This is a genomic window from Saccharomonospora iraqiensis subsp. paurometabolica YIM 90007, assembly GCF_000231035.2.
In the GTDB taxonomy this organism is placed as follows: Bacteria; Actinomycetota; Actinomycetes; order Mycobacteriales; family Pseudonocardiaceae; genus Saccharomonospora; species Saccharomonospora paurometabolica.
In genome coordinates this window covers 18713-40551 of record NZ_KI912196.1, presented here as the reverse complement: position 1 = coordinate 40551, position 21839 = coordinate 18713, and the positions used below count along the sequence as shown (strand labels likewise).

Annotated in this window: 19 protein-coding genes; 6 read left to right on the top strand and 13 right to left on the bottom strand. The window is 71.8% G+C overall.

The window, feature by feature from the left end:
* The first annotated feature begins 96 nt into the window (after positions 1–96).
* Positions 97–1281, top strand: coding sequence for a serine hydrolase domain-containing protein (locus SACPADRAFT_RS0202080; RefSeq protein ID WP_233357102.1), 1185 nt, complete (start codon positions 97–99; stop codon positions 1279–1281).
* A 32-nt stretch (positions 1282–1313) separates the two neighbouring features.
* Here SACPADRAFT_RS0202080 and SACPADRAFT_RS0202075 read toward each other — a convergent pair whose 3' ends face one another.
* From SACPADRAFT_RS0202075 to SACPADRAFT_RS24955, 7 genes are all read right to left on the bottom strand, one after another.
* Complete coding sequence (locus SACPADRAFT_RS0202075; RefSeq protein ID WP_007023898.1) at positions 1314–2132, bottom strand: SAM-dependent methyltransferase; 819 nt, start codon at positions 2130–2132, stop codon at positions 1314–1316.
* Between the two features lie 119 nt (positions 2133–2251).
* Positions 2252–3019 carry a respiratory nitrate reductase subunit gamma gene (gene narI / locus SACPADRAFT_RS0202070; protein WP_007023897.1) on the bottom strand — a complete coding sequence of 256 codons (768 nt, stop codon included), beginning with the start codon at positions 3017–3019 and terminating at the stop codon, positions 2252–2254.
* Positions 3016–3654, bottom strand: coding sequence for a nitrate reductase molybdenum cofactor assembly chaperone (gene narJ, locus SACPADRAFT_RS0202065; protein ID WP_007023896.1), 639 nt, complete (start codon positions 3652–3654; stop codon positions 3016–3018). Before narJ ends, narI begins: the two co-directional genes overlap by 4 nt.
* Positions 3651–5354: a nitrate reductase subunit beta gene (gene narH / locus SACPADRAFT_RS0202060; RefSeq protein WP_007023895.1), complete on the bottom strand. Its 1704-nt coding sequence runs from the start codon at positions 5352–5354 to the stop codon at positions 3651–3653. Before narH ends, narJ begins: the two co-directional genes overlap by 4 nt.
* Complete coding sequence (locus SACPADRAFT_RS0202055) at positions 5354–9085, bottom strand: nitrate reductase subunit alpha (RefSeq protein WP_007023894.1); 3732 nt, start codon at positions 9083–9085, stop codon at positions 5354–5356. Before SACPADRAFT_RS0202055 ends, narH begins: the two co-directional genes overlap by 1 nt.
* A 90-nt stretch (positions 9086–9175) precedes the next feature.
* Positions 9176–10384 (bottom strand): MFS transporter, encoded by a 1209-nt coding sequence (locus tag SACPADRAFT_RS0202050; RefSeq protein WP_051442356.1) that lies wholly within the window; start codon positions 10382–10384, stop codon positions 9176–9178.
* A gap of 293 nt (positions 10385–10677) precedes the next feature.
* Complete coding sequence (locus SACPADRAFT_RS24955; RefSeq protein ID WP_007023892.1) at positions 10678–11079, bottom strand: ArsR/SmtB family transcription factor; 402 nt, start codon at positions 11077–11079, stop codon at positions 10678–10680.
* An 80-nt stretch (positions 11080–11159) separates the two neighbouring features.
* On the opposite strand from SACPADRAFT_RS24955, the gene SACPADRAFT_RS0202040 reads away from it, so the two are divergent.
* Entirely contained in the window at positions 11160–12206 is a 1047-nt protein-coding gene (locus SACPADRAFT_RS0202040) for a cation diffusion facilitator family transporter (protein ID WP_007023891.1), read from the top strand.
* A gap of 119 nt (positions 12207–12325) precedes the next feature.
* The gene (locus SACPADRAFT_RS0202035) at positions 12326–13111 is read left to right on the top strand and encodes a crotonase/enoyl-CoA hydratase family protein (RefSeq protein WP_007023890.1); all 786 of its coding nucleotides are present in this window, start codon (positions 12326–12328) and stop codon (positions 13109–13111) included.
* Positions 13112–13136: 25 nt separating this feature from the next.
* Here the strand turns inward: SACPADRAFT_RS0202035 and SACPADRAFT_RS0202030 are convergent, their stop codons facing one another.
* The 5 genes from SACPADRAFT_RS0202030 to SACPADRAFT_RS0202010 are packed head-to-tail and all read right to left on the bottom strand — an operon-like array spanning position 13137 to position 16922.
* A complete protein-coding gene (locus SACPADRAFT_RS0202030) occupies positions 13137–14138 on the bottom strand; it encodes an Rv1681 family radical SAM protein (protein ID WP_007023889.1) in 1002 nt (333 codons plus the stop codon).
* On the bottom strand, positions 14129–14941 hold the full coding sequence (locus tag SACPADRAFT_RS0202025; RefSeq protein ID WP_007023888.1) for an Rv1680 family SBP-like protein: 813 nt from the start codon (positions 14939–14941) through the stop codon (positions 14129–14131). The genes SACPADRAFT_RS0202030 and SACPADRAFT_RS0202025 overlap by 10 nt, the downstream gene beginning before the upstream one ends.
* 16 nt (positions 14942–14957) lie before the next feature.
* A complete protein-coding gene (gene fadE16 / locus SACPADRAFT_RS0202020) occupies positions 14958–16073 on the bottom strand; it encodes an Rv1679 family acyl-CoA dehydrogenase (RefSeq protein ID WP_007023887.1) in 1116 nt (371 codons plus the stop codon).
* 4 nt (positions 16074–16077) lie between these two features.
* Positions 16078–16452 (bottom strand): Rv1678 family membrane protein, encoded by a 375-nt coding sequence (locus SACPADRAFT_RS0202015; protein WP_007023886.1) that lies wholly within the window; start codon positions 16450–16452, stop codon positions 16078–16080.
* Positions 16449–16922, bottom strand: a complete 474-nt coding sequence (locus SACPADRAFT_RS0202010) for a TQO small subunit DoxD (RefSeq protein WP_040923813.1) — start codon at positions 16920–16922, stop codon at positions 16449–16451. The genes SACPADRAFT_RS0202015 and SACPADRAFT_RS0202010 overlap by 4 nt, the downstream gene beginning before the upstream one ends.
* A 281-nt stretch (positions 16923–17203) precedes the next feature.
* On the opposite strand from SACPADRAFT_RS0202010, the gene SACPADRAFT_RS0202005 reads away from it, so the two are divergent.
* Positions 17204–17392 (top strand): thioredoxin domain-containing protein, encoded by a 189-nt coding sequence (locus SACPADRAFT_RS0202005; RefSeq protein WP_007023884.1) that lies wholly within the window; start codon positions 17204–17206, stop codon positions 17390–17392.
* 102 nt (positions 17393–17494) lie between these two features.
* Entirely contained in the window at positions 17495–18895 is a 1401-nt protein-coding gene (locus SACPADRAFT_RS0202000; protein ID WP_007023883.1) for a dihydrolipoyl dehydrogenase family protein, read from the top strand.
* A 27-nt stretch (positions 18896–18922) separates the two neighbouring features.
* Here SACPADRAFT_RS0202000 and SACPADRAFT_RS0201995 read toward each other — a convergent pair whose 3' ends face one another.
* Positions 18923–19714 (bottom strand): endonuclease I family protein, encoded by a 792-nt coding sequence (locus SACPADRAFT_RS0201995; RefSeq protein ID WP_007023882.1) that lies wholly within the window; start codon positions 19712–19714, stop codon positions 18923–18925.
* Positions 19715–19955: 241 nt separating this feature from the next.
* On the opposite strand from SACPADRAFT_RS0201995, the gene SACPADRAFT_RS0201990 reads away from it, so the two are divergent.
* On the top strand, positions 19956–21794 hold the full coding sequence (locus tag SACPADRAFT_RS0201990; RefSeq protein ID WP_007023881.1) for a glycoside hydrolase family 15 protein: 1839 nt from the start codon (positions 19956–19958) through the stop codon (positions 21792–21794).
* The last annotated feature ends 45 nt before the right edge of the window (positions 21795–21839 follow it).

The window sequence follows — 21839 nt, the reverse complement described above, 5'->3', positions numbered from 1 at the left end:
GTCCGACCCGGCGGGCCGGACCCGTGGCTGAGACCAGGGGCACGGTCAGGGTGTTCCCCGATGGCGAAGTCGCCGGTTCTCCCTACCGTCACAGGTATGAGCCAATTCAGCGCACCCCGCGTCGTCCACGGGTTCCGGACAACTGTCGGCCTCGGCGTGGCGGTCGTGGTCACCATGGCGTCGGTGCCGATGTCCGCCGCGGCCGCCCGCCAGCACCCTCCGTCGTGGTCCGGCGATCCGGGCCATGCCGCCACCGCTGCCGCATTGGAGGAACTCGTCGCACAGGGCACGCCCGGTGTCGTCGCCAGGGCGGACCTGGGGCGGCGGTCGTGGCAGGGCTCGGCCGGCGTGGCCGATCTGGACCGGAACCGCCCGCGGGTGCCGGCGGAGCATTTCCGGATCGGCAGTGTCACCAAGACCTTCACCGCCGTCACGGTGCTCGCCCTCGAGGCGGAAGGACACCTGAGCCTGCAGGACAGTGTCGAGGAGTGGCTACCCGGAACGCTCGACGACACCGGTTACGACGCGCGGCGAATCTCGATCCGCCAGCTCCTCAACCACACCAGCGGTATCTTCGACATCCTCCAGGCTCGCGAGTTCGTCGAGCGCTACCGTGGTCCGGCGTTTCTGGAGCACCGGTACGACAGCTGGACACCGGAATCGCTCGTGGAGATCGCCACGGCGTATCCTCCCCTGTTCGCCCCGGGAACCGGGTGGAGCTACTCGAACACCAACTACCTTCTGGCGGGAATGATCATCGAGGCGGCGACCGGGGAGAGCTATGCCGACGCGGTACGGACCCGGGTGCTCCGGCCGCTCCAGTTGCACGAGACCGTTGTTCCCGGCTTTTCGCCCACACTTCCGGAACCCCACGCGCGGGCGTACTCCCGGCTGTTCGTCGACGCACCGGACGCGAAGATCTACGACGCGACCGAGTTCAATCCCTCCCTCGCCGGTGCGGCCGGCGAGATCATCTCCACCACCCGGGACCTGAACCGGTTCTTCCGTGCGCTCTTCGCGGGGCGGATCCTGCCCGCAGCACAGCAGCGGGCACTGCTCACCGGGGTCGACACCGGGCGCGGATACCACTACGGGCTCGGGGTCCGCACCTACCAATTGCCCTGTGGGACGCGGTGGGGCCACGACGGTGACATTCTCGGTTCGGTGGCCCGGACCGTGTCGACCGCCGACGGTCGCCACGTGCTGTCGGTGAACGCCAACGACAACTGGCACGACGACGACCTCATGACGGAGGTGTTCACGGCCGAGTTCTGCCGCTGAGTCCCGGGTGGCCGCGTCCTCGTCGGGTCCGGTCAGGGCTTGCGGGCCACCCCGGCGAGGACGATCTCATCGACGGCGTCGGCCGGGGTCATGTGCGGGCCGTCCGGCCACCAGTCGCGCAGCAGGGTCAGTCCCGGTTCCACGAACTCCAGCCCGGTGAAGAATCGTTCGATCTCCGTGCGGCTCCGGAAGTTGCCCGAGCCCATCGAGCTGTTGTTGAACGTCTCCTCGATGAAGCGCGCGATGTCGCTGCCCTCGCCGCCGTCGGCAGGGTCGTGCCAGTGCGTGAGCGCCAGGTACGAGCCCGACGGCAGCAGGTCCACGTAGTCGCGCATGATCTCATGCGGACGGTCGGAGTCGGGCACGTGGTGGATCGTCGAACACTGGATCAGCCCGATCGGCCGCTGAAGGTCGAGATACTTCGTGAGGGTCTCGTCGGCGAACAGGTCGGCCGGATTGCGCAGGTCGCCCGCGACGAAGTGGGTGCGGTCGTTCTCCTCCAGCAGGGCGCGCCCGTGGGCGCACACGGTCGGGTCGTTGTCCACGTAGATGACGCGGGCCTCGGGATTGACGCGTTGGACGGCCTGGTGGGTGTTCTCGGCGGTCGGCAGGCCGGACCCGCAGTCGAGGAACTGGTCGATCCCCGCCTTCGCGAGGAACCGCACGACCCGGATCAGCCAGGCGCGGTGCTCCTGTGCGAACCGCATGGTCTGCGGGATCTGCTCGATGACGGCGCCCGCCACGTCCCGGTCGACCTGGTAGTTGTCCTTGCCGCCGAGGAAGACGTCGTAGACACGGGCCGTGCTGGCCCTGGTCCGGTCGATGACCGTCGGGGACGGTTCCTCCTCCACTCTGCCTCCTCGAACCCGGCTCTGCGAGAGTCCTGGAGGAGTGTACAGCGGGTGCCGGGGTGCTGTCGGCATGTGGTCAACAACCACGTGGTCGGCGACCGCATGGTCGATCGCTCCGGTCACCGCACCCGTTCCCAGCCGCGGCGGGCCGTCCGGCTGTCCCGGGCGGCGTCGCGGCTGCGGTAGACGATGTAGGGCCGGGTGAGGTAGCCCAGCGGCATCGAGAACACGTGCACCAGGCGGCTGAACGGCCAGAACGCGAACAGCGCCCATGCGGCGAGGGCGTGCAGCTGGAAGCCGAGGGTGGCCCGGGTCATCAGCTCCGGCTCCGGTTGGAAGGAGAAGATCGACCGGAACCACGGGGACACGGTCTCCCGGTAGTCGTGCGGGTTCTCGACGAGATTGCCGAGCACGGTGGTGCCGAGGCCGAGCACGATCGTGCCGAGCAGCAGCACGTACATGACCTTGTCGTTGCGGGTGGTCGCGGAGAACACCGGCCCGACGGTGCGGCGCCGGTAGACCAGGATCGCGGCGCCGACCAGGGTGGCGAACCCGGCGACCACGCCGAGTGCGACCGCCATGACGTGGTAGGCGGTGTCGCTGATCCCGACCGCCCCGGTCCAGGACTTCGGGATGAGCAGGCCGCCGACGTGCCCGACCGCGACGACCAGGATGCCGAAGTGGAACAGCGGACTGCCCAGCCGGAGCAGCCGGTTCTCGTAGAGCTGGGAGGAGCGGGTGGTCCAGCCGAACTTGTCGTAGCGGTAGCGCCACACGTGCCCGACGACGAAGATCGCGATCGACACGTACGGGACGACGACCCACAGCAGGATCGCCGGCGTGCCGACGGCGGTCGGGGCGTCCTGCGCGGCGATCGGGTGGTTCATCGGGACCCTCCCGTCGGGGGCATGTACTCGGGTGGGGCGAACGGGTCCAGCCCGACCTCCTCCTCGGGTGGCCCCTCGGCGGCGAGCCGGGCGACCGCCTCGTGTTCCCGCCCGCCGAGCGGCGGCAGGGTCGCCGAGACGGACTCCAGCACGTGTGCCCAGGGGGAGCCGCTCTCCCGCAGCCCCAGTCGCATCAGTTCCAGTCCGGCGCGGTGTTCGACGAGCAGCCGCCTGCCCGCGGCCGCGTCGCCGGTGGCGGCGAACTCCAGCACGACGGCGAGGTGGTCGGGCAGTTCGTCCTCGTCGAGTTCGAGCCCCGCGCTGCGGTAGGCGTGCTTGAACCGCAGCAGCGCCATGCCGCGTTTGCGGGTGTCGCCGTAGGTGAAGTAGGTCAGGTACGGGCTGAACCGTTTGCGGTGGTCGAACGTGGCGACGTAGTCGGCGGCCAGCTCCAGCAGCGGGGTGGCGGCCGCGTGGTCGAGGAACCGGGCCAACGGGCGGGACAGCGCCTGCGGCAGCGTCCGGGTGGCGGCCCGCAACATCGGCATGCGCTGCGCCAGCCGCTCGTCCGGGTAGGTCAACACGAGGGACTGCGCCTGCCAGGCGATTGCCCGGTCGGTGTCGGTGAGGGTCACGGCTGTGGCCTCACTTCCCCGGACGGGTCGCCACCGGCCGACTCGCCGGGCTGGGGGCGCGGCGGGAACAGGCCCTCGGGATGTCCCTTGCCGTCCCAGTTCAGCAGGTTCACCCGGCTGCCCTTGTCCACCGGGGCGGCGACGGTGTCGGCGTTCTGCCGGTCGCGCAGCATCTGGAAGTTCTCCACCGCGATCGGTGACGGACCTCCGGAGGACTCGCCGAACGGGCCGGACCCGCCCATGCCCGGCCCGCCCTCGTAGTCCAGGCTGCATTCGGTGGCCAGTTCCTCCAGCCCGTGCGCCTGTTCACCGTGCGCGGGCGGGATGACGTAGCGCTCGTCGTACTTGGCCAGCGCGAGCAGCCGGTACATGTCGTAGACCTGTTCGCCGGTCATGCCGACCTTTTCGGCGATCCGTTCGTCGGGTTCGCGGCCGAGGTTGATGTCGCGCATGTAGGAGCGCATCGCGCTCAGGCGGCGCAGCACCGTGTTCACCCGGTCCACGTCGCCCGCGGTGAACAGTTTCGCCAGGTATTCCACCGGGATGCGCAGCGCGTCGATGGCGGCGAAGAGGTTGCCGTGGTCCTCGGCGTCGTGCCCGGTGTCCCGGACGACGTCGACGACCGGGGACAGCGGCGGGATGTACCAGACCATCGGCAGGGTGCGGTACTCCGGGTGCAGCGGCAGCGCGACCTGGTACTCGTTGATCAGGGAGTGGATCGGGGAGCGTTGGGCCGCCTCGATCCAGTCGTGCGGGATCCCCGCGCGCTCGGCCTCGCGGACGACGGCCGGGTCGTGCGGGTCGAGGAACACCTGCCGCTGGGATTCGTAGAGGTCGGTCTCGTCCGGCGCGGACGCGGCTTCGAGGACCTTGTCGGCGTCGTAGAGGACGAGGCCGATGTAGCGCAGCCGCCCCACGCAGGTCTCCGCGCACACGGTGGGGATGCCGACCTCGATGCGGGGGAAGCAGAACGTGCACTTCTCGGCTTTGCCGGTGCGGTGGTTGAAGTAGATCTTCTTGTACGGGCAGCCGGAGACGCACATGCGCCAGCCGCGGCAGCGGTCCGAGTCGACGAGCACGATGCCGTCCTCGGTGCGTTTGTAGATCGCCCCGGAGGGGCAGGAGGCGGCGCAGGACGGGTTCAGGCAGTGTTCGCAGATCCGCGGCAGGTAGAACATGAAGGTCTGTTCGAACTCGAACTGGACCTTGTCCTCGATGCCCTTGCGCATCGGGTCGCGGTGGCCGTGGTCGGGGGCGCCGCCGAGGTTGTCGTCCCAGTTCGCCGACCACGTGATCTCGGTGGGTTCCCCGCTGATCAGCGAGCGGGGCCGGGCGACCGGGGTGTGCTCCTGCAGGGGGGCGCTGGTGAGGGTGTCGTAGTCGTAGGTCCAGGGCTCGTAGTAGTCGTCCAGGCTGGGCAGTTTCGGGTTGCTGAACAACGTCAACAGCTTGCGCAGCCGTCCGCCGCCCTTCAGTTTGAGCCGGCCGCGCTGGTTGAGTTCCCAACCGCCGCGCCAGCGCTCCTGGTCCTCGTAGGTGCGGGGATAGCCCTCCCCCGGGCGGGTCTCGACGTTGTTGAACCACACGTATTCGACACCGGCGCGGTTGGTCCACGCCTGTTTGCAGGTGACCGAACAGGTGTGGCAGCCGATGCACTTGTCCAGGTTCATGACCATGGCCATCTGGGCCATCACGCGCATCAGTACGTCACCTCCTGGCTGCGGCGGCGGATCACCGTGACCTCGTCGCGCTGGTTGCCGGTCGGGCCGAGGTAGTTGAACGCGAAGGACAGCTGGCCGTAGCCGCCGATCAGGTGCGACGGCTTGACCAGCAGCCGCGTCAGCGAGTTGTGGATCCCGCCCCGCTTCCCGGACGCCTCGGCGCGGGGCACGTCGATCAGCCGGTCCTGGGCGTGGTGCATGTAGACGGTGCCCTCCGGCATCCGGTGCGAGACGACCGCGCGGGCCACCACCACACCGTTGCGGTTGACCGCCTCGATCCAGTCGTTGTCCGACACGCCGATCCGGCGCGCGTCCGGTGTCGACATCCAGATCGTCTGCCCGCCGCGGGAGAGGCTGAGCATGAACAGGTTGTCCTGGTACTCCGAGTGGATCGACCACTTCGAGTGCGGCGTCAGGTAGCGCACGGCGATGCCGGCGCCGCCCGCGTCGCCGGTCCGGGGCTCGTCGAACAGGGCCGTCATGTCCAGCGGCGGCCGGAACACCGGAAGCTGTTCGCCGAGTTCGGCCATCCAGTCGTGGTCGAGGAAGAAGTGCTGCCGACCGGTCAGGGTGTGCCAGGGCTTGAGCCGTTCGACGTTGACGGTGAACGGCGAGTACCGGCGCCCGCCGGTCTCGCTGCCGGACCACTCCGGCGAGGTGATCACCGGCACGGGTGCGGCCTGTGTGTCGGCGAAGGTGATCCGTCTGCCCTCGCTCTCGGCCGCGAGGTCGGCGAGTGGCCTGCCGGTGCGGTGTTCGAGGGTGCGGAAGCCCTGGGTGGCGAGGTGCCCGTTGGTGGTGCCGGACAGCGCGAGGATCATCTCGCAGGCGTGTGCGTCGCGCACCAGGGACGGGCGGCCGTCGGCGGGGCCGCCCCGGATCACCCCGTTGCTGTGCCGGAGGTGGTCGACCTCGCGGTCGAGCCGGTAGGTGACGCCCTTGGTCGTCGCCCCGAGACTGTCGGCCAGCGGGCCGAGCGCGGTCATCTTCGCCGCGAGGGCGGGGTAGTCCCGTTCGACGACGGTGATCCGGGGCATGGTCACCCCGGGGACCGGGTCGCACTCGCCGGTCTTCCAGTCCCGGACCCGCCCGTGCGGGGTGGCCAGCTCGTCCGGGGTGTCGTGCTGCAGCGGCGTGGCGACCACGTCGTCGCGCACCCCGAGGTGGGTGGCCGCCAGTCGGCTGAACACCTCGGCGATAGCCTGGAACGCGGCCCAGTCGGTGCGGGTCTGCCAGGGCGGTGCGATCGCCGGGTTGAAGGCGTGCACGAACGGGTGCATGTCGGTGGTGTTCAGGTCGTGTTTCTCGTACCAGGTCGCCGCGGGCAGGACCACGTCGGAGAAGATCGTGCTGCTGGTCATCCGGAAGTCCAGGGTCAGCAGCAGGTCGAGCTTGCCGATCGGTGCGTCGTCGCGCCACACCACGTCCTCCGGCCGTGCCCCGGGCGGGGCCTCGTCCGCGCGCAGCGAGTCGTCCGCGCCGAGCAGGTGTTTGAGGAAGTACTCGTTGCCCTTCGCCGACGAGCCCAGCAGGTTCGCCCGCCACATGCTCAGCACCCGGGGGACGTTCTCCGGCGCGTCCGGGTCCTCGCAGGCGAACCGCAACCGCCCCGCCGCGAGCTCGCCGGACACGTACTCCGCCGCGGACATGCCGGACCGTTCCGCGTCGTCGGCCAGGTCGAGCGGGTTGCGGTCGAACGTGGGCGCCGACGGCATCCAGCCCAGCCGGGCGGACCGGGCGATCGCGTCGGCGGTCGTCATCCCGGCCAGCGCCCCGTCCCCGGTGGCGGCGGCGAAGGTGTCGGCGCCGAAGTGGTCGTAGCGGAACTGGTCGGAGTGCAGGTACCAGTACGCGGTCTGGATCATCTGCCGTGGTGGGCGGGACCAGTCCGTGCCGAACGCCAGCTGGGACCAGCCGGTGAGCGGGCGGCACTTCTCCTGTCCGACGTAGTGCGCCCACCCGCCGCCGTTGACCCCCTGGCACCCGGTGAGCGTGGTCAGGGTGAGGAACGCGCGGTAGATGACGTCGGAGTGGAACCAGTGGTTGGTCCCCGCCCCCATGATGATCATGGAGCGGCCGTGCGACTCCTCGGCGTTCGTGGCGAACTCGCGGGCGATGCGTTCCGCGGCGCGCGCGGGGACGCCGGTGATCGGTTCCTGCCACGCGGGCGTGTACGGCTGGTCGGCGTCGTCGTAGCCGGTGGGCCAGGAGCCGGGCAGTCCGTCGCGGGGCACCCCGTACTGGGCCAGCAGCAGGTCGAACACCGTGGTGACCAGGTGCCCGCCGAGGCGCCGCGCGGGAACGCCGCGGCGCACACTGCCTGCGGGGTCGGCGGGGTCGAACCGGGGCAGGTCCACCTCGACCGCCTCGCCCGCCGGGTCGGCGGTGGCCACCGACAGCAGCGGGTCGGTGTCACCGAGGTCGAGGTTCCAGTGCCCGGCGCCCTCGTCGCCGTAACGGAAGCCGAGCGACCCGCCGGGCACCACCGGGGCGCCGGTGGCCGCGTCCAGCAGAACGGTCTTGAACGCGGCGTGCTCGACGTCGCGGTGGTCGTCGAGGTCGGCCGCGGTGAGGAACTTACCCGGCACGTGGGCACCGTCGCGGGCCTCCAACCGGACGAGGAACGGGAGGTCGGTGTAGCGCTTCACGTAGTCGGCGAAGTACGGCACCCGCCGCTGCACGAAGAACTCCCGCAGGATCACGTGCCCCATCGCCATGGCCAGTGCGCCGTCGGTGCCCGGCCGGGCGGCGAGCCACTCGTCGGCGAACTTCACGTTGTCCGCGTAGTCCGGGGCGACCGCGATCACCTTCTGGCCCCGGTAGCGGGCCTCGGCCATCCAGTGCGCGTCCGGCGTGCGGGTGACCGGCAGGTTCGACCCCCACATGATCAGATAACCGGCGTCCCACCAGTCGCCCGACTCGGGCACGTCGGTCTGGTCGCCGAACACCTGCGGGGAGGCCACCGGCAGGTCGGCGTACCAGTCGTAGAACGACAGCATCGCCCCGCCGAGCAGGGACACGAACCGTGCCCCGGAGGCGTGCGAGACCATCGACATCGCGGGGATCGGGGAGAACCCGGCGATCCGGTCCGGGCCGTACCGCTTGATCGTGTGCACGTGCGCCGCCGCGATGAGCTCGGTCGCCTCGTCCCACGAGGCCCGCACGAGGCCGCCCTTGCCGCGCGTGGCCTTGTACCGCCGGGCGCGGTCCGGGTCTTCGACGATGTCCGCCCAGGCGAGTACCGGGTCACCGGTGCGGGCCTTGGCCTCCCGGTACATCTCCAGCAGCACCCCGCGGACGTAGGGGTAGCGCACGCGGGTGGGGGAGTAGGTGTACCAGGAGAACGCCGCGCCGCGCGGGCAGCCGCGCGGTTCGTACTCGGGCCGGTCGGGGCCGACGGAGGGATAGTCGGTCTGCTGCGCCTCCCAGGTGATGATCCCGTCCTTGACGTACACTTTCCACGAGCACGACCCCGTGCAGTTCACGCCGTGGGTGGAGCGCACGACCTTGTCGTGGCTCCACCGGTCCCGGTAGAACGCGTCGGCCCGGCGTCCGCCGATCTTGTGCAGCGTCCGCAGGTCCTCGGTGACGTCGGCGCGGGTGAAGAACCGGCGGGTCCGGATCAGCGCGTCGGTGAGTTCGGTGTCCAGGCCCGCGTGGGCGGGGTCGGTGCGGCCGGGGGCGGCGTGGGGATCGGTGTCGGCGCACACGGTGACGGCTCCTCCTGGCGATCGCGGACAGCGGGGTGATCGACGGGGCGGGCTCCGACGGTGGTGGGTCGTCGGGATCGCCGGAGCGGTCTAGGCATGCGGTCCCGCCGGTACGCCGGTTCGCCGGCCGGGGTGCTCCTCGTGGGCACGCAATGAGTGCCGCACGGTGGTCAGGGTGACGCCGAGGGTGCCCGCGGCCACCACGGCCAGCGCGGCGAGTCCGAGCGCGTAGGAGCCGAAGGCGCCGTAGACCGCGCCCATGATCAGCGGTGGGAGGAATCCGCCCAGGCCGCCCGCGGCGCCGACCACGCCGGTGACCGCTCCGACCATCCCCGGCGGGGAGAGCAGCGCGACGAGCGCGAACACCGCGCCGCTGGCCGCGCCCAGGGCGACCGCCATGGCCAGGAACGCGATCGTGCCCACGGGCATCAGCTCCGGGGTGAACGCCTGGATCGCCGCGGCGACCGTGACCACCGCGTAGGACACGGCCAGCACCCACAGCGGACCCACCTTGTCGGACAGCCAGCCGCCGAAGGGGCGCATCAACACCGCGAGCAGTACGAACCCGGCCATCCGGTTGGCCGCGTCCGCGGGGGCCAGCCCGTAGGCGGTCTCCAGGTAGGCGGGCAGGTACACGGAAAACGCGACGTAGCCCCCGAACGCGATCGTGTACAGCCACGACGCCTCCCAGGTGGCCGACAGCCGCACGGTGCTGCCCATGCGGCGTGCGAGTGATTCGGTGGGCAGTGTCCGTCCGGGGGCGTCGCGCAACATGATGGCCGAGACGACCGCGTAGAGGGCCAGCACGAGTGCGGTGACGAGAAAGGGCGTGGTGATCCCGCCCGCGTCCACCAGTCGCACGGCGGTCAGCGCACTGAGTGCCGTTCCCCCCATGCCCGCACCGAAGATGCCGAGAGCCAGCCCTCGTCGGTGGGGCGGAAACCACACGTTCACGAACGGCACTCCCACCGCGAACACCGTTCCGCCGAGGCCGAGGAAGAATCCGCCGATCAGTAGTGCGGTCAGGGACTCGTTCCCGAGCAGGCCGAGGAACAGGACCGGCACGATCGTCAGTGCGGACAGGGCCGGGAACATCACGCGTCCCCCGAACCGGTCGGTCAACGCCCCGACCGGGATGCGCCCGACGGAGCCGACCATCACGGGCACGGCGACCACCAGCCCCTGTTCGAACGCGCCCAACCCGAGCGATTCCTTGAACAGCGGGCCGAGCGGACTGAGCAGCGACCACGCCCAGAAGTTGACGGCGAACCCGACGGTGGCCAGAAAGAGCATCGACATCCGCTGCCGGTTCGTCACCGGCGGGTCGCTCGCTGCGGACTGCGGGGAGTGCTGCGGCACGGCTGCTCATGTCCTCCCCGTCGAGTGGTCCGCCGGGATCGTCGGGGTCCCGGTCGCTGTGTCCCCGCCCGGCTCTCCGCCGTGGTCCGCGGATCGGGTCCGCCACGGCGGGCGACGGAGTGATTCCAGGGTGCCGCATCCCGCGATGGTCGACACAACGAAGTGACCCGAAGGGACCAACCTGGCCCCACGACGGGAAGACCGGGGCACCCGCGGGAGAGCGCCCCCGGTGCTCAGGTGGGCCGACCGTGGGCGGCGTCGCGGTCCGGTGTGGAGTCCCGTGCTGTGGAGTCCCGGTGGTGCGGGATGCCGTGGACGGTGTGGTGGGCGTAGCCGAGCGCCTCGTCGACCAGGGCCGCGAGATGGTCGCTGGTGATGCGGTAGAGCATGCGCCGCCCGTCCCGCCGTACCTCGACCAGGCCGGCCAGACGCAGCCGCCCGAGGTGCTGGGACACCGAGGAACGTGAGGCCCCCACCTGTCCGGTCAGTGTGGTGACGTCCTGCTCGGTGCCCAACAGCCGCAGGAGATGCAACCGGGTGGGGTCGGCCAGCAGCCCGAGCACCTCCGCGGCCGCCCCGTACTGCTCGTCGGTGTACTCGTCCCGGACCCCGTACCGGTTGTTATGTGCGCACATGTTTGCATATTGTCGGATCGCAGCGGCGCGCCGCAACCGGGCGGGCGCCCCCGGACCGGAGAGAGGCGCGGACAGGTCTCATGGCTGACCGGCACGACCACGACCACGATCATCCCCACGGCCACGGCCACGGCCACGGCCACGGGCCGGGGGCGGGAGTGTGGGCACGGCTGCGGCACGCCGTCACCCCGCACAGCCACGACACGGCCGACCGGTTCGACCCGGCGCTGGAGACCAGCCGGCTGGGGATCCGCACGCTGGTGTGGTCGTTCGTCGCGCTGATGGTCACGGCGGCCGCGCAGGCCGCCATCGTGGCGGTCACCGCCTCGGTCGCGCTGCTGGGCGACACCATTCACAACTTCGCCGACGCCCTGACCGCCCTGCCCGTGGGGATCGCGCTGGTGCTGGGACGGCGCGCGGCGACCCGCCGGTTCACCTACGGACTGGGGCGCGCCGAGGACCTGGCCGGGATCGTCGTGGTGGTGCTCATCGCTGCGTCCGCCGCACTGGCCGGGTACGAGGCCGTCCGCAGACTGGTGGACCCGCAGCCCGTGGCGTACCTGTGGGCGGTGGGGGCCGCCGGGGTGGTCGGCTTCGTCGGCAACGAACTGGTCGCCCGCTGGCGGGTCCGGGTGGGTCGGCGGATCGGCTCGGCCGCCCTGGTGGCCGACGGGATGCACGCCCGCGCCGACGGTTTCACCTCGCTGGCCGTGGTCGGCGGTGCCGCCGGGGTCGGGCTGGGATTCCCGATGGCCGACCCGCTGATCGGGCTCGCCATCACCGTCGCGATCGTGTTCGTCGGCTACGGCGCGGCCAGGGAGGTGGGGGGCCGCCTGCTGGACGCGGTCGATCCCGAGCTGGTGGCGGCGGCCGAACGCGCCGCCGCGGAGGTGGACGGCGTGTGCGGCGTCGACGCGGTGCGGATGCGCTGGATCGGGCACAGTCTGCGCGCGGAACTGTCGGTGTCGGTCCCGGCGGACCGGACGGTGCAGCAGGCGCACGCCACCGCGCACGCCGTCGAACACGCCCTGGTGCACGCCGTGCCCCGGCTCACCGCGGCCGTGGTGCACACCGAACCCGACACCGGCGCCGAGACCGCCCACCGGGAGCTCACCCACCACCGCTGATCCGGACACGACCGGATGCGGGATCGTCACCGTGGAGAACACGGTTGCCGGATGTGCGACGCGAGCGTGTCCGGGTGTAATGGATCTTCGCGACCGGAGGGGATGTCGAGGAGGATCCGATGGGTGAGCGGGCGGTGCGTGTGGAACGGAGCGGCGCGGTGTGGACGGTGGTCCTGTCGCGTCCCGAGGTGCGGAACGCGGTGGACGGCCCGACGGGCACCGCCCTGTACGAGGCGTTCCGGCGGTTCGACGCGGACGCGACGGCCTCGGTGGCGGTGCTGTGGGGCGAGGGCGGCACGTTCTGTGCGGGGGCGGATCTGCGGGCGGTCGGGACCGACCGGGGCAACCCGTTGCACGATTACGGCCAGGGACGGGGCCCGATGGGGCCGACGAGGATGCGGCTGAGCAAACCCGTGATCGCCGCCGTCTCGGGGTACGCGGTGGCCGGCGGGCTGGAGCTCGCGCTGTGGTGTGACCTCCGGGTGGCCGCCGAGGACGCGGTGTTCGGGGTGTTCTGTCGCCGGTGGGGTGTGCCGTTGATCGACGGGGGCACCGTGCGGTTGCCGCGGCTGGTCGGCACCGGCGTCGCGATGGACATGGTGCTCACCGGCAGGCCGGTGGACGCCGGGGAGGCTCAGCGGATCGGTCTGGCCGGTCGCGTCGTCCCGGTCGGGCAGGAGCGTGCGGCCGCGGAGGCACTCGCCGCGCAGGTGGCGACCTTTCCCCAGGCGTGCCTGCGCGGCGACCGGATGTCCGTGCTCGACGGGGAGGGGGTGCCCGAGGGCGAGGCGATGGCCCGGGAATGGGAGCACGGCATGCGCTCGTACGCCGCCGACGCCGAGCACGGCGCCGCGCGGTTCGCCGGGGGAGCCGGACGCGGGGGTTCGTTCGACGACCTCGGGTGAGCGGTCGACGAGCGGGACGCACCCGTCACGCGCAGGGGAACCACTGTGCGGCGGCCGTGGCGCGTGCCCGGTCCTCGGCGAATCGGCTGCGGACCTCGGCGATGGCCGTCGCCAACGGGAAGAGGTCGCGGGTGACCAGCTGGTCGGCGTGGTCGGCGCCCACCGGGTGCCAGTAGACACCGTCGCTGGTGACCGTGACCTCGGGTACCAGGGAGTCGACGGTGAGCTCCACGCCGGTGTCGGCGAGCCCACGGAGGGCGACCTGACGGATCACCTGGTCGTGGCGGGCGATGTCCAGGGAGTCGAGGAATTCGCGGAACGGTTCCCCTTCGTGCGCCTGGTCGGGTTGCAGCGTCGCGGCCACCCGCACCCGGAAGCCTTCCGCGCGGGCGAGCCGGATCCCCGCCACCGCGCGTTCCCACGAGCCCCGGCCGCGGTGTGCGTCGTGCCGTTCGGGATCGGCGGAGTCCAGGCTGATTTGCAGCGCCAGCCGCTCCCGGTCCATCCGGCGCAGTGCGTCCAGCCTCCGTCCCCGGAACAGCATCCCGTTGGTGAGCAGTGTCGTCGGCAGCGCGGTGGTGCACGCGGCGACGAGTTGGTCGATGTCCGGGAGCAGCATCGGCTCACCGCCGGTGAGCAGCAGCTCGGCGACGCCCGCATCCACGGCCTCGTCGGCGAGCCTGCGCACCCGGTCGAGGCCCAGCGCGCGGCGCGGTGTCCGGGGTGAGGACCGGGCGCAGCAGTAGTCGCACGCGAGGTTGCAGTCGAAGTTGGTGTACATCCACAGCCGGGTCCCCGGCACCTGCTCCGGCGCGAGTCCCGCGAACGGGTCGGGTGCCCGCCCGCGGCGCACCACGGCCACGTCGCCGCGCACCGTGACCAGCTCGTTGCCGGTGCGGGCGCACCACGCCCGGACGGTGTCCGCCCCGTCCGGGGGATGCCCGCCCAGCGGGATCTCCACGGTCGAGCCCGATGCCGCCGCGGAGACGCGTTCCACCAGGTCGAGTACCAGGGGGTTCACCACCATTCCGGGATCCCCTGCCGACGGACGGCCTCGAACAGCGATTCGTACCCGTCGAGCCGGGGTTCGACCCACTGCCGCAGGCCCTCCATCTCCAGGATGGGCCGGTGGCGCGGGTCGTTCCAGTCCATCGCGAACAGCTGCTCCACCCACGGGCGTGTCCGTGCCTCGGTCACGTGCGGCAACACCGTGAAGTTGCAGTGCGAGTACGTCGGTGACTCCCAGACCACCTCGAAGGCCCCCGGCATCAGCTCCTCGCGGCCGATCGCCTCCCAGGTGTTGATCCCGATGGCCGCGGCGTCGGCCCGGTCGTCCAGCACGGCGCGCAGCGCGTCGAGCTCGCTGCGCCCGGTGTCGCCGTGCTTGCCCACGTCGCTGTCGATGCGCAGCAGCTTCACCTCGCCGTCGCGGATCCCGGCCCGGTCGAGGAAGTGGACGGGCAGGATCGCGGCCTGTGCCGAGTCCTTCGAGCCGAGCGCGAGTGTCCTGTCCCGGAGGCCGGGCAAACCCTCGATCGCGCTGCCGGTGCGGGCCACGATCACGGTGCGGAATTCCGCGTCGGTGTCGCGCATCGCCAACGCGCGGCAGGCGCCGTCGGTGCGCGCGACGGTGCGCACCCACGCCAGGTTGGTGTTCCATGCGATGTCGATCGTGCCGTCGAGCAGCGCCTCGACCTGCCTGCCGTAGTGGGAGAACAGCACGAAGTCCATTTCGGCGGGACCGTCCGCGAAGTAGTCCCGGAGTCCTTCCCAGATGGGCACCACGTTCGGTGTGTAGGCGACCGATCCGACGAGCAGTGGTCTGGCCACAGGGCCGTCCTCCTTCTCAGAACAGCGGTTGCCCGGTGAGGGCCTTGCCGTAGAAGTCGTAGAGCGCGTCCGCGGTCGGGGCCATCACGTGCCCGGCGCGGGCGTCGCGGAAATGGCGGTCCAGGCGCAGGTGCTCGGAGAACGCGGCGCCGCCGCAGACCCGCATCGCCGCGTCGGTGATCCGCAGTGCCGCGTCGTTGGCGGCGGCCTTGACCCCGAGGACGTGCAGCAGGGTGTCGTCGCGGGGGTCGACGAGACGCCCGGCCGTCCGGTCGAGGTAGGCGCGGGTGCTGTCCAGGTCGAGCGACATCCGGGCCAGTTGTGCGCGGATGGTGGGCAGCGCGGACAGACTCTCGTTGCGGTGTTCGAGCGTGGCGGCACTGGTGTGCCGGACGGCCGTGTGCACGGCCGCCTCGCTCAGGCCGATCGAGACGGCGGCGTTGCCGAGGTTGAACCACGGCAGCACCGTCTGCATCATCAGGTCGAACCCGGCGCCCTCGCCGCCGAGCCGCTGGTCCTCGCCCACCTTGACGTCGAAGGACATCGGTGCGGACGCGTTGCCCCGCAGCCCCATCCCGCGGAACTCACCGGTCACGTCGACGCCCGGGGCCTCGGCGGGGACGGCGAAGAAGTCGACCGTGTCGGCGTCCGGGGAGAGCGTGGACGCGACGTAGGCGTCCGCGTGTCCGGCGGTGGTCACCCAGCTCTTCGTCGCGCGCAGCCGCAGGTCCGCGCCTTCGTGGCGCGCCCGTGAGACCGGGGCCCAGAAGTGGGAACGGGAGCCCGGTTCGGACAGCGCCAGCGACGCGAGTGTCTTGCCCGAGGCGAGCTGCGGGAGGAGGTCGTCGAGGCCGGGCGGGGGCGCCGCGGCGAGCGGCATCGCGGCACTGACGTGCATCAGATAGACCATCGCCGTGGACCCGCACTCCCGGGCGAGCGCGCTGGCCACGTCGGCGAACTCGCGCGGCCCCTGTCCGAGCCCGCCCACGCTCTCCGGGAGAGTGAGGCCCAGCAGGCCGGACTGGCGCAGCGCGGTGACGGCCTCGTCGGGAAACCGTGCCGCGGTGTCCACGTCGTCCGCCGCCTCGCGGGCGGCGGCGAGCACGGGATCGAGATACGGGGTGAGGTCCATGGGTTCACGGTTCCTTCCGGTCCGGGGGAGTCTGGCGGGGAGCGAGGCCGACGGCCAGCAGCCCGGCCGCGAGCGCGAGCAGCACGGACAGGGTCGAGCCGTCGCCTTCGAGCCAGTTCGGTGACCGCCCGGCCTGCACGAGTTGGATGATCGTGGCGGCGGCGAACGCGACACCGGAGACGAACACGAGCAGCCGCTTCCCGAGCAGGCCCCCGAGCAGTCCCACCGCGCTCAGCGCCAGGATCACTATCAGGCCGACCCCCTGTATCTGCAGGAAGTCGTAGGGGCGGTAGGCGCCGTCGGAGAAGGTGAACACGAACGTCAGCAATCCCCCGGCACCGAGTGCGACGGCGGCGCGGTCGAGTCTTCCGCCGTTCATGCGAGCCTCGCCAGACCACGCGCGACGGGGTTCGGGGAGGCCACCATGATCGGCCGGAGAACACCGTCGAGACCGAAACCGCGCCCCGCGGCGGTGGCGAACAACGCGAGATGCACGAGAATCATCAGGTAGTAGGACCAGTGCCACTCGTTCGGTGCGTTCAACACCGACAGCGCGATAACCGAGGACTGGACGACACCGAGCACGGCCCACAACCGGGTCGCCAGCCCGATCAGCAGGAACGCGCCGAGGCCCGCCTCCACGAGCAGGGTGAGCCAACCGAACAGCACGAAGTTCGGCAGGACGACGTGTTCGACGACCCAGGCGAACGGGCCGAGGACCGGATACTCCACGGCGTAGTTGGTGAAGTGGTACAACCCTCCGCCGCTCCGCTCGCCGAAGTCCGGGGGGATCTTCCACGCCGCGTTCTGGATCCACAGGAACGCGACGACGACCCGCACGAACGCCATGACTCCGCGGGTCGTCCGCGAACCACTGTCCGCCGTGCCGGCGGTCGGCACCGATGCCATGTCACGCCCCTCCCGACGCCGTTCAGCGAAGTCGACGCGGAGAGCCGGCGCAAACGGGGACGGCCACGGTGGAGTGAACGTTCGCACTGTGGTGGTGGACTTCAGCCGCCGCATCCTGCGAGGACGGAGCCATGGCGTCGACCGTCGCCGCGACTCGGTGCTGAGGAGGCCGCGTCTCCGAGGAGAATGGTCCCGTCCCGGCCGACCACGGGGAGGACACGATGAGCGACGCCGACGTGGAGTTCTTCTTCGACGACACGGCGCGGCCCCGCGACCTCGGCGCGATCCTCGACCGCGTGCGCCTGCCCCGCGAACTGGCCGACGCGGCACAGGACGAGGGCCTGGACGCCGAACTGCGCGCCGAGACCGGGGAAGCGGTCGCTCGCCCGTGGCGGCGGCGCGGGCGTTGAGCTGCGCGCCGCCGGGGTGGGTCCTAGCGTCGACCGGGACGGGTGCGCGGTGGTCCCCGAGGCGCGCGCGACGCCCGCGGGGTGGTGATCGAGGGGAGCGAGATGGCGCAGCAGTACGACGTGGTCGTGCTCGGAGGCGGGGCGACCGGGGAGAACGCGGCCGCCTACGCCCGGGAGCACGGACTGAGCGCCGTGGTGGTGGAGGACGAGCTGATCGGTGGGCAGTGCTCGTACTGGGCGTGCATGCCGAGCAAGGCGTTGCTGCGGCCGGGTGAGGCGCTGACCGCCGCCCGCCGTGTGCCGGCCGCCGCCGCGGCGGTGACCGGCACGGTGGACGTGGAGCAGGCGTTGCGCAGCCGCGACGGGTTCGCCAGCAACTGGGACGACACGGGCCAGTACGACTGGCTCACCGGCGCCGGGGTCGACGTGGTGCGCGGGCGGGGCCGGCTGGCGGGGGAACGGACCGTCGAGGTGGACACCGGTGCGGGGGCCCCGGTGACGGTGACCGCACGGAAGGCGGTGGTCGTGGCGACCGGGTCGCTCCCCGCGATCCCGCCCGTCGAGGGGCTGCGGGAGATCACCACCTGGGACAACCGGGACGCCACCAGCGCGAAGCGGATCCCGTCCCGGCTGCTGGTACTCGGCGGTGGGGTGGTCGGCGCGGAGATGGCACAGGCCTACCGGAGGCTGGGCGCCGACGAGGTGACCATCGTGGAACGGGCCGACCGGCTGCTGTCCACCGAGGAGCCGTTCGTCGGTGCGGAACTCGCGGAGGCGTTCGACGCCGAGGGCATCCGGGTGCTCACCGGGGCCGGGGCCGCCCGGGCCGCGCGGGAGGCGGCCGACGGGCCGGTCACCCTCACCCTCGACGACGGCACCGACCTGGTCGGGGACGAGCTGCTGGTCGCGACCGGACGCCGGGCGCGCACCGACGACCTCGGCCTGGACACGGTCGGTCTGGAGCCCGGGGGGTTCCTCGAGGTGGACGACCGGCTCCGGGTGCGCGGGGTGGACGGTGACTGGCTCTACGCCGTGGGCGACGTCAACGGTCGCGCGCTGCTCACCCACCAGGGCAAGTACCAGGCCCGCATGGTCGGCGACCTCGTCGCGGGCCGGGAGCAGACGGCGTGGGCCGATCACCGGGCGGTGCCCCGGGTGGCCTTCACCGATCCGCAGGTCGCCGCCGTCGGCCACACCGAGCGGCAGGCCCGCGACGCGGGGGTGGACGTGCGGACGGTGCGCTACGACATCGGCAGCGTCGCGGGCGGCGCGCTGCACGGTCAGGGAGTCGGCGGCACCGCCCAGCTCGTCGTCGACCGTCGGCGCCGGGTGCTCGTCGGCGCGGTGTTCGTCGGCCCCGGGGTCGGTGAGCTGCTGCACGCCGCCACCATCGCGGTCGTGGGCGAGGTGCCGCTGGACACGTTGTGGCACGCCGTTCCCGCGTTCCCCACGATGAGCGAGGTGTGGCTGCGGCTGTTGGAGGCCGAACGCGGCTCCGCGTAGGCATCGCCGGTCGGGGCCCGCCGATGCTCAGCGCCAGATGGCGGCGGCCCATTCCGGATGGTCGACGAACGGGTTGCGGTTGTGCTGGAACCGTTCGTGGATCAGCGCGTTCCGCCTGCGTTCGAAGGCGTCGGGCGGGTCGGCCGCGTGCCAGTCGAGCAGCACCGGGAGTCTGCCGAGCCGGGGAACGGATCCGTTGCCGGTGCGGTCGTCGAGTTCGAGGTCCGGCTCGGCACCGTCTCCCTCGTACCGCACGGCCATGTAGAGCACCATGCGGGCGACATCGCCCCTGACCTCGTCGCGGGGTGCGAAGGAGTCGTCGTCGGTGGTGTTGCCCGGCGCCCCGTCGACCGGTTCGCCGCCGAGGTCGAAGTCCTTGCTGTCCCGGATGCTGTTCACCCGCACGTCCGTCGGTCGCAGGTGGTGCAGGTCGCTGCCCGGCCCGTACGTGCCGAGGTCGCCGCGGGACTTCGGCCAGACGTGCTCGCGGTTCCAGTCCCCGGAACCGCCGCCGTTGTCGTCGGCGTCCCGGGTCGTCCCGCTGTAGAGGAGCACCACATCGGCCTGGTCCCTCGGCGCCTCGTCGGTGACCCGCAGGGCCTCCCACACCTCGTCGTAGGTGAGCACCGTGTGGCCGCTGACGATGTCGTGCAGCGCCGTCTTGAGCGCCTCCCCGGTGAGCCCCTCGGTTCCGGCGTAGTAACCGTCCGGGATCTCCCGGCCGTGGGAGACGTCGTCCCCGCGCGGGGGGTCACCGTCGGGGGAGGCTCCACCGTCGGCCGGGCCGGTCGCGGTCCCGGACACGCACGACACCAGCATCAACGTCGCGACGGCCCCCGCGGCTCCCGCCGCCCCTCGCGCGGTCCGTCGACCCACCCGGTCCCCCTTTCCGGACGCGGTGGCGACCACGCCTCGCCGGAGACCGTACCGCACCACGCCCGTGTGCCGAGTATTCCGGGCCACCCCGGGAATCCCGTCCGCAGTCGGTCGGTCCGTGGACGCCGGGCACCCCGTGGGCGTGGGGCGGTAGCGACGGCGGCGGCGATCCCGAGGAGGTCGTGTGAGCCGGCACCCGATCAGCGATCACGCGCTGCTCTCGGACCGGCATTCGGCCGCGCTGGTGACCCGGGACGGGTCCGTCGACTGGCTGTGTTTCCCGCGGTTCGACAGCCCGTCGGTGTTCGGTGCGCTGCTCGACGACGACGCGGGCCACTGGTCCGTCCGCCCGGTGGGCCCCGCCGAGGTCGAGCGGGACTACATCGCAGGCAGCATGGTGCTGCGCACCACCTTCCATACCGCCACCGGCACGCTGGAGCTGCTCGATGCGCTGGTGCTCGGCGAGGTCGGCGACCCGCACCGGCTCGGTGCGCACGCGCCGCACCGGTTGGTGCGGTCCGTGCGGTGCACCGCGGGGCGGGTCATGGTCGAGACGTGCCTACGACCACGCCCGGAGTACGGGGTGGTCGTCCCTGTGCTCACCGGTGTCCACGGCGGCATCCGGGCGAGCGGTGGGCCGGACCGGCTGCTGCTGTCCAGCCCGCAGTGGCACACCGTTCACGACGGGGAGGCACACGCCTGCTTCGCCCTCGAAGCCGGTCAGTCCAGCCACTTCGCGGTGCAGCGGGTCCCGCTCGGCGGTCCGGAGCCCCGACCCCTCGGGCAGCGGGAAATCGCCGACGCCTTGGACGACACGATCGCCGCGTGGCGGGCGTGGTCCGCGCTGCACCAGCACTACGAGGGCCCCTGGCGGTCACTGGTGCACCACTCCGGCCGTGTGTTGCAGGCGCTGAGCTACCAGCCCACCGGGGCCGTCGTGGCCGCCCCCACCACGTCACTGCCCGAGCGGGTCGGCGGCACGCGGAACTGGGACTACCGCTACTCCTGGGTGCGCGACGCCAGCTTCACCATGCGGGCCCTGTGGGTGGCGGCCTGTCCGGACGAGGCGCACGAGTTCTTCGGGTTCATGACCGCGGCCGCCGCGCACACCCGCCCGCGACGCCCCCTGCAGATCATGTTCGGCATCGGGGGTGAACACGACCTGTCCGAACGGGTGCTGGAGCACCTGTCCGGCTGGTGCGACAGCCGCCCGGTCCGCGTCGGCAACGGCGCGTGGACCCAACCCCAGCTCGACGTCTACGGGGAACTGCTCGACGCCGCGTTCCGGTTGCGCGCGCAGCTCGGCGAGCTCGCCCCGCAGACCCGCACGTTCCTCGCCGGCCTCGCCGACGCCGCGGCGGAGCAGTGGCGCAGGCCCGACAACGGCATCTGGGAGATCCGCGGCGAGCCCCGGCACTTCCTGTACTCGAAACTGATGTGCTGGGTCGCGTTGGACCGCGCGGCGGCCATGGCCGACCAGCTGGGGGCCGCCGACCGCGCCGCGGACTGGCGCGCGTCGGCGGAGGAGATCACCGGGGCCGTGCTCACCCGGGGGTTCAACGCCGAGGTCGGTGCGTTCACCCAGTCCTTCGGTTCCGCGGAACTGGACGCCTCCGCGCTGATGCTGCCCATCGTGGGATTCCTGCCGGGTACCGACGAGCGCGTCGTCGCCACCGTGGACGCGATCGCGGGGCGACTCACCGACGAACGCGGGCTCGTGTACCGGTACCGCACCGACACCGGGGTCGACGGGCTCCCCGGGGACGAGGGTGCCTTCGTGCTGTGCACCTTCTGGCTCGCCCACGCCCTCGCCCTGGCCGGGCGGACCCAGCGGGCACGGGAGGTCTTCGCCCGTGCGGCGGGCCTGGTCAACGACGTCGGTCTGCTGGCCGAGGAGGTCGACCCGGTCAGCGGCGCCCAGCTCGGCAACTTCCCGCAGGCCTTCAGCCACATCGGCCTGGTGAACGCGGCCTGGGCGATCCACCAGGCGGAGTCCGGCCACCGCGACGACCCGGCGGGGTGACGAGCGGCGGCGGCCGTCGCGTCAGGGGCGGGTGCGGGCGCGCCG